12 protein-coding genes are annotated in these 12,408 nt (G+C 58.3%); all 12 read right to left on the bottom strand.

All coding sequences use genetic code 11. The annotated features are described in order from the left end of the window. Nucleotides 1–134: 134 nt before the first annotated feature. The gene (locus P1S46_08955) at nucleotides 135–1,157 is read right to left on the bottom strand and encodes an aspartate-semialdehyde dehydrogenase (protein ID MDF1536614.1); all 1,023 of its coding nucleotides are present in this window, start codon (nucleotides 1,155–1,157) and stop codon (nucleotides 135–137) included. Nucleotides 1,158–1,255: 98 nt separating this feature from the next. After that, the gene (gene alaC, locus P1S46_08950; protein MDF1536613.1) at nucleotides 1,256–2,428 is read right to left on the bottom strand and encodes an alanine transaminase; all 1,173 of its coding nucleotides are present in this window, start codon (nucleotides 2,426–2,428) and stop codon (nucleotides 1,256–1,258) included. A 109-nt stretch (nucleotides 2,429–2,537) separates the two neighbouring features. Continuing rightward, nucleotides 2,538–3,041 (bottom strand): tRNA (adenosine(37)-N6)-threonylcarbamoyltransferase complex ATPase subunit type 1 TsaE, encoded by a 504-nt coding sequence (tsaE, locus tag P1S46_08945; GenBank protein MDF1536612.1) that lies wholly within the window; start codon nucleotides 3,039–3,041, stop codon nucleotides 2,538–2,540. After that, the gene (locus P1S46_08940) at nucleotides 3,041–3,496 is read right to left on the bottom strand and encodes a CBS domain-containing protein (protein MDF1536611.1); all 456 of its coding nucleotides are present in this window, start codon (nucleotides 3,494–3,496) and stop codon (nucleotides 3,041–3,043) included. Before P1S46_08940 ends, tsaE begins: the two co-directional genes overlap by 1 nt. A 48-nt stretch (nucleotides 3,497–3,544) precedes the next feature. Beyond that, nucleotides 3,545–5,101: an NAD(P)H-hydrate dehydratase gene (locus tag P1S46_08935; GenBank protein MDF1536610.1), complete on the bottom strand. Its 1,557-nt coding sequence runs from the start codon at nucleotides 5,099–5,101 to the stop codon at nucleotides 3,545–3,547. A gap of 1 nt (nucleotide 5,102) precedes the next feature. Further along, complete coding sequence (locus P1S46_08930; GenBank protein MDF1536609.1) at nucleotides 5,103–5,480, bottom strand: holo-ACP synthase; 378 nt, start codon at nucleotides 5,478–5,480, stop codon at nucleotides 5,103–5,105. After that, nucleotides 5,477–6,220, bottom strand: coding sequence for a pyridoxine 5'-phosphate synthase (locus tag P1S46_08925; protein MDF1536608.1), 744 nt, complete (start codon nucleotides 6,218–6,220; stop codon nucleotides 5,477–5,479). Before P1S46_08925 ends, P1S46_08930 begins: the two co-directional genes overlap by 4 nt. Nucleotides 6,221–6,361: 141 nt before the next feature. Next, nucleotides 6,362–7,726, bottom strand: coding sequence for a phosphoglucosamine mutase (gene glmM, locus P1S46_08920; GenBank protein ID MDF1536607.1), 1,365 nt, complete (start codon nucleotides 7,724–7,726; stop codon nucleotides 6,362–6,364). 61 nt (nucleotides 7,727–7,787) lie between these two features. Then, nucleotides 7,788–8,465: a CdaR family protein gene (locus P1S46_08915; GenBank protein MDF1536606.1), complete on the bottom strand. Its 678-nt coding sequence runs from the start codon at nucleotides 8,463–8,465 to the stop codon at nucleotides 7,788–7,790. After that, entirely contained in the window at nucleotides 8,431–9,267 is an 837-nt protein-coding gene (cdaA, locus tag P1S46_08910) for a diadenylate cyclase CdaA (GenBank protein MDF1536605.1), read from the bottom strand. The genes P1S46_08915 and cdaA overlap by 35 nt, the downstream gene beginning before the upstream one ends. Beyond that, nucleotides 9,261–10,463, bottom strand: a complete 1,203-nt coding sequence (gene folP / locus P1S46_08905; GenBank protein MDF1536604.1) for a dihydropteroate synthase — start codon at nucleotides 10,461–10,463, stop codon at nucleotides 9,261–9,263. Before folP ends, cdaA begins: the two co-directional genes overlap by 7 nt. Next, nucleotides 10,441–12,318, bottom strand: a complete 1,878-nt coding sequence (gene ftsH / locus P1S46_08900) for an ATP-dependent zinc metalloprotease FtsH (protein MDF1536603.1) — start codon at nucleotides 12,316–12,318, stop codon at nucleotides 10,441–10,443. Before ftsH ends, folP begins: the two co-directional genes overlap by 23 nt. Nucleotides 12,319–12,408 lie beyond the last annotated feature (90 nt).

The raw sequence follows: 12,408 nt of genomic DNA, 5'->3' as shown, positions 1-12,408 counted from the left end.
TCCGGGCGCCCTTCCCAGGCGCGGCTTGTCATTGATTTGGGCGCCCCGCGCGGGGCGCGTTGATGGACTTTTTGCGAAGTCATCAACCTTTGGCCATTGGACTTTGGCCTTTGGTCTCTCGTTCGAGACAAGCTTTACAGATAGTCTCGAGCGAGGATCTCCGCTATCTGGACCGCGTTCGTGGCCGCGCCCTTGCGGAGCTGGTCGCCCACGACCCAGAAGGCCAGGCCGTTGGATGCGGAATAGTCCCTGCGGATACGACCGACCAAACAGGTGTCCTTCCCGCCTACGAAAAGAGGCATGGGGTAGCGGTTGTCGCCCGGATCGTCCAGGACCTCGACTCCCGGAGCGTCATTAAACAGCTCCCTCGCCTTCTCCGGAGTGATTATCCTTTCGGTCTCGATGCTCACTGCCTCGGAGTGGGCCGTCAGGACAGGTACCCTCACGCAGGTGGCCGAAACCTGGATCTGATCGTCATGGAGCATTTTCCTGGTCTCGTTGTGCATCTTCATCTCCTCCTTCGTGTAGCCGTTTTCGGTGAAGGAATCGATGTGAGGGATGACGTTGAACAGGAGCTGGTGCTTGAAGGCCGAGACCGTAAGTTCCTTGCCGGCGGCCCAATCCCTGGTCTGCCTGATCAGCTCTTCCATGGCCTTGGCCCCGGCGCCGCTGGACGACTGGTAGCTCGACACGACGACACGCTTGATGCCGGCGAAATCGTGGAGAGGCTTTAACGCCACGATCATGATGATGGTCGTACAGTTCGGGTTGGCGATGATCCCGCGCTCCGTATACCTGGCGATATCTTCGGGGTTGACTTCGGGTACGACGAGTGGAATGTCCGGTTCCATCCTGAAGGCCGACGAGTTGTCCACCACGACGGCTCCGGCCTTGACGGCAGCGGGAGCGAACTCCAGGCTTGTCCCTCCGCCGGCCGAGAACAGGGCGATGTCGATGCCGCCGAAGGAATTGGCGGTAAGTTCCTGGACCGCCACATCCTCCCCTTTCCACTTCATGACCTTGCCGACCGAACGTGACGAAGCGAGATAACGCATCTCCCCTATGGGAAACCCTCGTTCCTCGAGGACCTTGATCAGGAGTTCTCCAACGGCGCCCGTGGCGCCGGCGATAGCGACGTTGAATTTTTTTCCGCTCATGAGTTACCCCTCCCCTGTGTTAAAAGCGCGAAGCGCAAAGACCGAAGCGCGAAGAAAAGATCTAACCTCGACTTCGTACTTTGTACTTCGTTCTGTTTTTAATCAAATAAAGTTTTCAAACCTTTTAACGCCTGCTTGGTCCTGTGCTCGTTCTCCACGAGGGCGAACCGGACGTACCCGTCCCCGCCTTCACCGAACCCGATACCTGGTGAAACGGCCACCTTGGCCTTATCGAGTGTCATGAGGGCAAAATCCAGGCTGCCCATATCCCTGTATTGTTCCGGGATGGCGGCCCACAGGAACATGGTGGCCCTGGGTGTCTCCACCTCCCATCCGATCCGGTTGAGACCGTTCACGAGGAAATCCCTGCGCTGGCGGTATACGTCCACCGTTTGATGGACACAGTCGTCCGGGCCGTTGAGAGCGATGATGGACGCGATCTGGATGGGCTGGAACATGCCGTAATCCATGTAGCTCTTGATCCGCACCAGTGCTCCCACCAGCCTGGGATTGCCGACGACGAAACCGACCCGCCAGCCCGGCATGTTGTAGCTTTTCGAGAGGGTGAAGATCTCGACACCGATATCCTTGGCGCCCGGGACCTGGAGAAGGCTTGGGGCTTTATATCCGTCGAAAACAATGTCCGCGTAAGCCAGGTCCTGGACCACGAACAGGTCGTATTCCTTCGCAAGTGCCACCACCTTCTCGAAGAAGGACAGGTCTACTACCCGCGTAGTCGGGTTGTTGGGGTAGTTCAGCATCAGGACCTTGGGCCGTGGCCACATCGCCTTGACTGCCCTTTCGACCCTCTCGAGAAACTTGTCATCGTCATCCTCCATCGGAACGCTTCGCACGTCGGCGTTCCCGATGACGGCACTGTAAAAGTGGATCGGGTAGCATGGGTCGGGGACGATGACCACGTCACCGGGTGCCGTGACGGCCAGGATCAGATGGCTGATACCCTCCTTGGACCCGATGGTGGCCACCACTTCGCTTTCAGGATCCAGATCCACGTCGTACCTGCGTTTGTACCAGTCAGCCATGGCAGCGCGGAGTTTGTAGATCCCCCTGGACACCGAGTAACGGTGGTTCCGGGGGTCTCCCACAGCGGCCACCAGCTTGTCAACGATGTGCTGGGGGGTGGGCAGGTCGGGGTTCCCCATGCCGAAATCCACGATATCCTCCCCCCGAACGCGAGCCGCGTATTTGTGCTCGTTGACGATATTGAAAACGTAGGGGGGCAACCTTTTTATCCGAAAAAATTCTTCCATGTCAGCTACCTTGGCGACGGGTTGTGGTAGGTGAGAATTTTATATAAATCCTCGAAAACAATTGCCTTTCTTAGCACCGGCATCTACGGCTGTCAACAGACTCGAACTACTATGGCCATTTATTTCCATCGGATTTTGTGTGTGGAAAGGAAATATCTTCCACCAGAGAGACATAACGGTCCCCGACCGGTTTGAGGGTGACCTCCCGACTCTCGCCACAATAGGCGATCTCCACAAGAAGGTGCTGTTCAGGGAGAACGGCGGGCTCCTTTTCAGGCCATTCGACGACCAGGACGCGCCCCTTTCCCAACGCGTCCCGGTATCCCGTTGAATCCAGGTCGCCCACACCCTCGATCCGGTAAAGGTCCAGGTGGCACATCTCGAGATCGCCGCAGGGATAGTTCTGCATGATGATGTAAGTGGGGCTCGAGACCAGGTAACCGTCGTCAAGTCCCATGCCCTCGGCGATTCCCCGGGCCAATGTGGTTTTTCCGGCCCCCAGAGGGCCTGCCAGGCCGACAACGGCGCCTTCAAACAGCCGGCTGCCGATCGCCCTGCCAAGTTCTATCATGTCATCCGGTGACGGGATCGGCCCGGACCGTTCCGGATCCATTACTCTTTTTCAGCCAGGGCCCTGAGGATCTCTCTTCGTCCTACCACACCATCCACACGGCCGCCGTCCATAACCGGCAGGAAATGGATCCGTTTTTCAGTCATGATGGTCGCAATGTCGGAAAGAACCGTCCCGGGCTCTATCGTCACGGGATCCCGTGTGTAGATGTCCTCAACACGGCTTGCCACCATCCGGCGCAGTTCCTCCTTGAAATGATCCGAAGTCTCCAGGTAGATGGCCGCGTCGAAAAGGGAGACGATGGTCGGCAGGTGGAGGTTCTTCTCTTTGGCAACGAGATCGCCCTCGGTGACAACGCCCTCTAGTTTGCCCTTCCTGTCGACGACGACAGCCCCGTTAACATCTTTTCTCAGCAGCAGCCTGGCCAGTTCGTCAACGCTCATGTCCGGGCTGATGGTAAGGAACCTCCTGGTCATGATCCCCTTTGCTGTCAGCATCGATAAACTCCATCTTCGATAGACTCGTAAAACGGCTCTAAGAGACTTTTACGAGGTTGCTATCGTCAGTTCCCTGAGGACAGTCCCCAGGGATTCAATAATATCGGAAGCGGTCAGGGCGTGTTCCGAGACTCTTTCCGCCGCGTGATCACCGGCGGCACCGTGAAGGTGAACTGCCGCGATACTGCTCTCAACCGGTCCGTGCCCCATGGCCAGAAGGGCACCGATCATCCCGGTGAGCACGTCCCCTGAACCTCCGGTAGCCATGCCCGGGTTGCCCGTGGTGTTGATGAAATAGGAACCGCCCGGTTCCGCGACAACCGTACCGGCTCCCTTGAGAACAACAACAGCTCCGGAGAGGGACGCGGCCTTCAGGGCCGAACCGATCCTGTCCCTTTGCACCTCCCTGCTGTCGATGCCCAGGATCCTTGCCATTTCCCCGGGGTGGGGAGTCAGGACAGTACCGGCTGACCGTTCCTTGAGGAGCCCTATCCCGCCCGCGAGGACGTTGAGCGCGTCGGCGTCCACCACTGCCGGGCAGTTCACTTCCATGAGGACCCCTTTGACCAGCTTGCCCACCTCCGGATCGGTGGAAAGGCCCGGTCCGATGGCAAGGGCGTCCCTGGACTCCAGAAGCCCCTTGAGGGCGGTTAGACCCTTGGATGACAGGGAACCTCCGTCATTCTCCGGGAGAGGCTCAACCATGACCTCCGGCGTCGCCGCATCCGCATACAAGACGGCCGAAGCGGGCACGGCCAGGGTGACAAGTCCCGCTCCGGCCCGGAGGGCTCCCCTTGATGCAAGTATCCCGGCGCCTATCCTGCCGGTGGAGCCGCAGCACAGGAGAACGTGCCCGTAAGTGCCCTTGTGAGTGTCCGGCCAACGTTCCCTGTAGACATGGTTCACCGCTTCTGAACCGATAACCTGGCCTGGAAGACCAATGGATTCGATGACGTCGGAGGGGATCCCGATGTCGACGACGACAACCTCTCCCGCGAAGTGAGCCCCCGGGTACAGGAGGAGCCCCGTTTTGGGAAGGCCGAAAGTCACCGTTACATCGGCTGTGACACATTCCCCGTGGGGATGGCCCGTGCCTCCGTCCAGCCCGGACGGTATATCCGCTGAGATCACCAACCCCGGGCAGGAGTTAATGATCCTGACACATTCAGCCCATGGTCCTTCCACCGGCTTTTTCAGCCCCGTACCGAACAGGGAGTCGATGACGGAGTCCGAACGGCCCGCCCTGGCAAAGGCTCTTTCAAAAGAAGCCGGTGACGAAAGAACGGAGAGTTCGAGACCCAGGCGGGTCAGTATCCTCAGCTGGGCCTTCGCGTCCCCTTTGAAGGCCGCTTTGGGGGCTGCCAGGAATACAACGACCTCGTGACCGCGTTCTGCCAGGTGCCGGGCTGCTACCATCCCGTCCCCGCCGTTGTTCCCGGGGCCCGCGATCACTGTAATAGTCAGCCTTTTCTCTTCGAACCGGCGTTCGATCTCGTCTGCGAGGGCACCGCCGGCGTTCTCCATGAGTACCATTGAGGGGACACCGTACTCCTCGATGGTCAGCCGGTCGATCTCCCGCATCTGCTGAGGGCTGACAGTTTTCAAGCTATCCCTCCAGGATGACCATCGCGACGGCACAGTCATCGGTGTGGGTCAGACTGACATGGATCTTTTTTACTCCCATCCCCTCGGCGATCTCCCTTGCCCTGTTCTTCAGATCAATGGACGGCTTGCCCGATTCGTCATTGACCACCTTGACGTCGGTCCATGTCATCCCTTCGCTGAGTCCTTTGCCGAGCGCCTTGAAAAGGGCCTCCTTGGCTGCGAAACGCGCGGCAAGGTGGAGGTGTGTCTCACCCTTGGACCTGGAGTACTCCAGTTCCACTTCGTCGAAGACGCGGTTTTCCACCCGGTCGGCCCACTTGAGGAGCATCTCCTTCATCCGTTCGCCCTGGACGTGATCGATCCCTGTTCCGATGATCATAAAGTCCCTCCCATGGCCATTTTCATCTCCCTGACCGCCCGTTCCATGCCCACCATCACCGCCCGGGATACGATGCTGTGACCTATGTTCACCTCAACGATCTCGGGTATTTCGACAATGGCCCTGACGTTGCGGTAATCGAGACCGTGACCGGCAATGACCTGAAGCTTGAGTTTCTGGGCAACCTTGGCGGTGTTGACGATCCTGTCATATTCGTTATGGGCTTCGCTTCTGGTCTTCGCCGCGGCGTACTTACCCGTGTGGATCTCCACGGCATGAGCGGCGACCCTGTGGGATGCCTTGATCTGATCGATGTCGGGGTCCACGAAAAGGCTGACGCGGATCTCGGCATCACTGAGGAGAGTGATGACCTTCCTGAGGTAATCCATGTTCATGGCGACTTCCAGCCCACCCTCGGTGGTCAGCTCTTCTCTCCGCTCGGGTACCAGGGTCACCACATCGGGCTTGACGTCCAGGGCGATCTTGACCATCTCCTGGGTCGAGGCCATCTCCAGGTTCAACCTCGTTTTGACGGTCCTCCTCAAAATGGCGAGGTCCCGGTCCTGGATGTGCCGCCGATCCTCCCTGAGGTGGATAGTTATCCCGTCGCATCCTCCCAGTTCCGCGAGAAACGCGGCCTCCACAGGATCCGGAACCTCGACACCCCTCGCCTGGCGGACTGTGGCCACGTGGTCCACATTCACACCGAGCCGCGTATAACCTGCCCCTGATCTGTGCATGAGAATTCCTCCGAAATTCAGGTTTTTGGTTTAGGGTCTGGGGTTCTGAGTTAAGATCGTCAGCATCGGAGCCTTCGTGCAGCAACCCGGGCTCTCTTGTATCGTTGCACTAACCAGAAACTCGAAATTCGAAACCCGCACCTAGATCTTCTCCCACCCGAACCGTTCGATCAGCCTGTTGCACAGGTGATCGCAGATCATGGTGGTCGATTCTTCCGATTCGCTGGACACCGTCACCCTCAGAAGGGGCTCCGTACCCGAATATCGCAGGCTGAGGATATTGTCGGTTCCCAGTTTGCCCCTGGCCTCCTCAAGCATTTCCTCGAACCAGGGCTCACCCTCGAGGTTTGTCTTATTATTGTCGACACGCAGGTTTTGCATGACCTGTGGATAACGCTTCCATCCTCCCGTGAGTTTGGAAAGCGGTTCTCCGGCGTCGACCATGGATTGCAGGACCTGAAGAGCCGTCACAACCCCGTCTCCCGTTGCCGAATGCTTGAGGTAGATGACGTGCCCTGACGGTTCGGCTCCCAGGACCGATCCCGTGGAAGTCATCTCCTCCAGAACGTAGCGGTCCCCCACTCTGGCGCGTACGAGCGCAATCCCCATTTTGCGGAGGGCTGCCTCAAGTCCCACGTTGGTCATGATCGTTCCGACGACCGTGTCGTTGCGGAGTTCGCCCCTCTCCTTGAGGCGGGATGCGCCCAGAAAGAGCATGTCGTCCCCGTCCACGATGCTGCCGGTCTCGTCGGCCAGGATCGCCCTGTCGGCGTCGCCGTCAAGGGCGATTCCCAGGTCAGCGCCGGTTTCGAGGACTTTTCGTACCATGGATCCCGGTTCGGTAGAACCGCAGCCGCTGTTGATGTTGGTCCCGTTCGGCGCATCCCACAGGGCGATGACTTCAGCTCCGAGTTCACTCAGGATGACCGGCGCCACCTCGTATCCCGCGCCGTTGGCGCAGTCAACGACGATCTTCAAACCCTCCAGGGACAGCCCCGCTTCCAGGGTGGACTTGGCGTGGACAATGTATCGGCCCTCGGCGTCATCAAGCCTTCGGGCCCTGCCCAGACCGACGCCCTCCGGTCCTTCGGGAGTTCCCATATCGATGAGGGCCTCCAGTTTCAGCTCGACCGCGTCGGGCAGCTTCCTGCCGTCAGAGCCATAAACCTTGATTCCGTTATCTGTGAACGGGTTGTGGGAAGCCGAAATAACGATCCCCGCTTCTGCCCGCATCGATCGAACCAGGAAGGCGATGGCGGGGGTAGGCAGTGGACCGACCAGGTACACATCAGCCCCCATGGAACATATGCCCGACATCAGGGCGGATTCGATCATGTATCCGGAAAGCCTGGTATCCTTGCCGATGATGATCCTGGGATGCGATTTGCCGCGCCTGAAGTAGGTTCCGATCGATTTACCCAGGCTGAGTGCGAACTCCGGTGTTATGGGATGTCTGTTGGCTATCCCCCTGATACCGTCTGTACCGAAATACCTTTTATTATTCATAATTTTACAGATATTGTTAAAGTTATACTGAAAGGTTTCATGGGATTCCGGGGCAAAGGGCCTATCTCTTTTTCCCCGGTTCCGTCATCTTCTCCACGATCTGGATCTCGTATTTTACCGTTGACCACTTGAGAGCGTGGACGCTGTCTTCCGGCAAGATCAGGGACGTTTCTCCGACCAGGGGTCCACCTGCTCCTTCCACGTTGACAACCGACGTCCGCAGGTTATTGATGCTGTTCAGGATGGACCGAGGCCCCCTGATATCGACCGTTTTCGGGTTCATGGTGATGGCCGAAACAGCGAAACCCTCCTTCACGGTACCCTGCAGGGCGAGTTCGACAGGAACCTCTTTCCGTACGGTCCTCTCGAGGAAAACCGAGACACTGGAAGGACTGACCCTGGTCACCGTCACTCTTTCCGGCACCTTGATATCCGAATTGAAAAGTTCGATGGTGGTCTCCCCTTCGGCCGCTCCGGTCAGATCCACCGGAATGGAAAGCCCCATGTGGGAGATCCCGGATACAATGCGGCGCGGACCCGTAAATCGGACGTTTACTCTTTCCACGAGGTCTCTCATCACCTCCAGGTCTGGAGGCAGATTGTGCAGTTCCACCGGGATGCCGACGCTGATCTCCATCATCTCGCCACCTCTTCCCCTGGAGACCACCGACCACAGGAGGATGGCGAGAAAGAGGGAAAGGAGCTTAAGCGGCAGATTTCTTCCGATTACCGAGAGCACTCTTTATCCTTTCCTTCAATCGCTGGCGATGGGGCATTTTCTCCCCAGTCAGCAAACGCTCGAGAATCCTTTTCAGTTCGTCAGCCTCAAGTTTTGAATACATTTTCCCCTCGCACGCAGCCGATATTTTCCCCGATTCCTCGGAAACGACGATGACCAGTGCATCGGTCTCTTCTGTAAGCCCCAGTGCCGCCCTGTGACGGGTTCCCAGGATTTTTTCAAGCCTGGGGTTGAGGGTCAGGGGGAGGAAACACTGGGCAGCGGCGATCCTGCCTCCACTGATGATGACAGCGCCGTCGTGAATGGGGGAAAAAGGCATGAAGATCGATAACAGCAGGTCCCTGCTCACGGTTCCCTCTATGGGAGTTCCTTTCTCGATGTAGTTCTTCAACCCGGTAAACCGCTCGAGAACGACAAGAGCGCCGATACGCCTGCTGGACAGGGCTGTGGCCGTACGGACGAGTTCCTCGATAAGGTGCTTCTGTTCCCCGGGATTTGCCCCGGTGAGGGGGTTTGAACCGACCAGGGCCAACGCCCGCCGTAACTCGTCCTGGAACAGGATGACAAGGATGATGACGATGGAACCGAGGAAGTTTTCAAGGATCCACTCCAGCGTGCTCAGCTCAAACCCCTGGGCCAGGATATAACCGCCGCCCAGGACCACGAGGCCGAAAACCATCTGAAGAGCCCTGGTTCCCCGTATCAGGAGCAGCATCCAGTACAGGACAATGGAGACCGCCGCTATGTCCAGAAGGTCCTGGAGGCTGATACTGTTGATAAACTCCATGAGCATGTTCAGCATTGGACGTGTTCCCTGATACCTGTAGCCACTGCAAGGGCCTGTACAGTCTCACTGACATCGTGGACCCTTACCATATCGGCTCCCCGCAGCACAGCCGCCGTGACAGCGGCGAGGGAACCGGGAATCCTTTCGTCGACATCGGCGCCGGAAACGGCCCCGATGAAGGATTTTCGTGAGGCTCCCACCATGACCGCTGTTCCCACGGACCTTAACTCACCGATGCGGCCGATGATCTCGAGGTTCTGTTCCGGCGATTTTCCGAAACCTATCCCGGGATCAACACATATCCTCTCGAGGGGAATACCGGCCTCAAGAACCCTCTCCACCGAGCTGCCGAGATAAAGAGCGATCTCCCCCAGAAGGTCCTTGTACTCGAGAACGTTCTGCATGGTCTCGGGCCGCCCCCTTGTGTGCATGAGGATGACCGATGCGTTGGCTGAAGAGGCGATGGCGGGCATTCCCGGGTCAAAAGTCATGGCGCTGATGTCGTTTATGATGGTCGCTCCCGCGTCGAGGGCCTTTTGCGCTACACTGGCCCTGGTCGTGTCTACAGAGATCTCGCCGACCCCCTCGCGGAACAGGCCCTCTATGACGGGGATCACCCGACGGATCTCCTCCTCTGCCTCCACCGATCGGGAACCCGGCCTCGTCGACTCGCCACCCACGTCGATAATGCTGGCGCCCAGGGCGTTCATTTCGACCCCCCTCGAAACGGCCTGATTCAGGTCAAGGAACTTTCCACCGTCGGAAAAAGAGTCGGGAGTGACGTTGAGAACGCCCATAACGGCTACTTTTGGGTCCTCGAGGAGGTCACGGCCTCCCACGATAAACGTCGCTCTTTCGTCGATCCTGTGAAGGAGTTCCGTCAGGCTCTGCGCAAGGTCCGAAAGTCCGAAGGGCTGGCTCTTGAGTTTATCGACCAGGCGCCGCAGCTGCAGCACGGTACCCATGAGGAGCGCCGGGGTCGCCTGGACGGTCAGACCCGCCGCTTCTTTCCTCAAGGCCGCCTCACCTCCGAGGGACAGGAGGTTCTGCTTGAGGATAAGAGCGGCTCTCAGGTCCACCTCGTCCAACCGGATCAGGAGATGACGGCTCTTCCCCTCCATGATGCCGATCCCTGTCGGATCGACACCCATCCGGGACATCTCTTCCCTGATGCCGAAGATCCCGGTATTAATTATCCTCGGCGGGCGCATCTTGCTGTGTATCGGCTTCCGGGCCGGTTTCCTGTGGTGCTTCCGGTGTTTTTTTACGGGCCGGCAGGGTTCCGCCCTTTATAACGGTGTCGATCTCGACACCGTCGAGGACTTCATGCTCCAGCAGGGCAGCGGCGAGGCCATGGAGTGAGTCCGGGTGTTCACTGATTATCTTTGTAGCAACACCGTAAGCGTCCATGATCAGTTTTTTGACCTCCGCGTCGATCTTTACGGCCGTGCTCTCACTGTAATCCCGGTGCTGGGATATTTCCCTCCCCAGGAAGATCTGCTCCTCCTTTTTACCAAAGGTCAGGGGACCCATTTCCTCGCTCATGCCCCATTCGCAGACCATCTTCCTGGCCATCTCCGTGGCGCGCTCGATGTCGTTGCCCGCACCGGTGGTGAAGTCTTTGAGAACAAGCTCTTCCGCCACCCGGCCGCCCAGAAGGATCGCCAGACGGTCAAAGAGATAACCCCTCGGGTAGGTGTGCCGCTCATCTATGGGAAGCTGCTGAGTCAGGCCGAGGGCCCTTCCACGGGGGATGATGGTTACCTTGTGGATGGGATCGGCGCCCGGGATCATCTTGGCGACAAGGGTGTGGCCTGCTTCGTGGTAAGCGGTGTTCCGCTTTTCCTTGTCGCTGATGATCATGCTCCGGCGTTCGGTACCCATGAGGACCTTGTCCTTTGCTTCCTCGAAATCCTCCATGACGACCTGGGTCCTGTCCTTCCGGGCGGCCAGGAGAGCCGCCTCGTTGACCAGGTTGGCAAGATCGGCTCCGGAAAAACCGGGCGTTCCCCTCGCGACGATCTCAAAGTCGACATCGTCGGCCACCGGAATATTCTTGGCGTGGACCAGGAGGATCCCCTCCCTTCCCTTGATGTCCGGGTTGGGAACGACCACCTGCCGGTCGAACCGGCCAGGTCTCATGAGGGCCGGGTCCAGAACGTCGGGGCGGTTGGTGGCGGCGATCAGGATGACCCCCTCGTTGGATTCAAACCCGTCCATCTCCACGAGGAGCTGGTTGAGTGTCTGTTCCCTTTCGTCATGCCCGCCACCGAGACCGGCTCCACGGTGACGTCCCACAGCGTCGATCTCGTCGATGAAGATGATGCACGGGGCCTGTTTTTTGCCCTGCTCGAACAGGTCGCGCACCCTGGAGGCGCCCACCCCTACAAACATCTCGACAAAGTCGGACCCGCTTATTGAAAAGAAAGGGACGTCGGCTTCGCCGGCGATGGCTCTCGCCAGAAGGGTTTTCCCGGTACCCGGCGGGCCCATGAGAAGGACCCCCTTGGGTATCTTCCCTCCCAGTTTCTGAAAACGCTGGGGGTCCTTCAGAAAATCGATGATCTCCTCCAGTTCTTCCTTGGCCTCGTCAACACCGGCGACATCATTGAAAGTGACCTTGACCGACGCCGCGGAAAGAAGGCGGGCCTTTGATTTGCCGAAGGACATGGCCTTGCTGCCCCCTGCCTGCATCTGCCTCATGAAAAAGATCCAGACCGCGATGAGAAGCAGCATTGGAAACCATGAGACAAAAATGGTGATGTACCAGGGACTGTCCTGCGCCGGTTCCGCCGTGATCTGGACCTCCTTTTCCCTCAGGAAGGAGACCAGATCGGGATCGTCGGCGCTGTAGGTGGAAAATTCGGTCTCGTCGTTGAACTTTCCGGAGAGGTTGCGGCCCTTGATAAGGACTTCCTTGACCTCACCGGTTTCCACCCGGCTCAAAAAGTCGCTGTAAACGAGTTCGGTAACCGCCTGTGGTCGGACGGAAAAAAGGTTATACAAAAGGATGACAACGAGTCCGATGACGATCCAGAGAGACAGGTTCCTGTAGAAGTTATTCAAGACCACTACCTCCAATTTTGATAGAGTCGCAAAAAGTCCAATCCGGGACTTTTCGCTCCACGGAAAGGGAAAAGCGTCGTTTTCCCTTTC

Source organism: bacterium, assembly GCA_029210545.1.
GTDB lineage: Bacteria > BMS3Abin14 > BMS3Abin14 > BMS3Abin14 > BMS3Abin14 > JARGFV01.
Note: the sequence above shows the minus strand (reverse complement) of the source record. Positions and strands in the feature narration are given on the sequence as shown.

Excerpts from the sequence above, each read along its gene's own strand:
- P1S46_08955 (MDF1536614.1), bottom strand. The coding sequence starts at position 1,157 with ATGAGCGGAAAAAAATTCAACGTCGCTATCGCCGGCGCCACGGGCGCC.
- alaC (MDF1536613.1), bottom strand. The coding sequence starts at position 2,428 with ATGGAAGAATTTTTTCGGATAAAAAGGTTGCCCCCCTACGTTTTCAAT.
- tsaE (MDF1536612.1), bottom strand. The coding sequence starts at position 3,041 with ATGGATCCGGAACGGTCCGGGCCGATCCCGTCACCGGATGACATGATA.
- P1S46_08940 (MDF1536611.1), bottom strand. The coding sequence starts at position 3,496 with ATGCTGACAGCAAAGGGGATCATGACCAGGAGGTTCCTTACCATCAGC.
- P1S46_08930 (MDF1536609.1), bottom strand. The coding sequence starts at position 5,480 with ATGATCATCGGAACAGGGATCGATCACGTCCAGGGCGAACGGATGAAG.
- P1S46_08925 (MDF1536608.1), bottom strand. The coding sequence starts at position 6,220 with ATGCACAGATCAGGGGCAGGTTATACGCGGCTCGGTGTGAATGTGGAC.
- glmM (MDF1536607.1), bottom strand. The coding sequence starts at position 7,726 with ATGAATAATAAAAGGTATTTCGGTACAGACGGTATCAGGGGGATAGCC.
- cdaA (MDF1536605.1), bottom strand. The coding sequence starts at position 9,267 with ATGCTGAACATGCTCATGGAGTTTATCAACAGTATCAGCCTCCAGGAC.
- folP (MDF1536604.1), bottom strand. The coding sequence starts at position 10,463 with ATGCGCCCGCCGAGGATAATTAATACCGGGATCTTCGGCATCAGGGAA.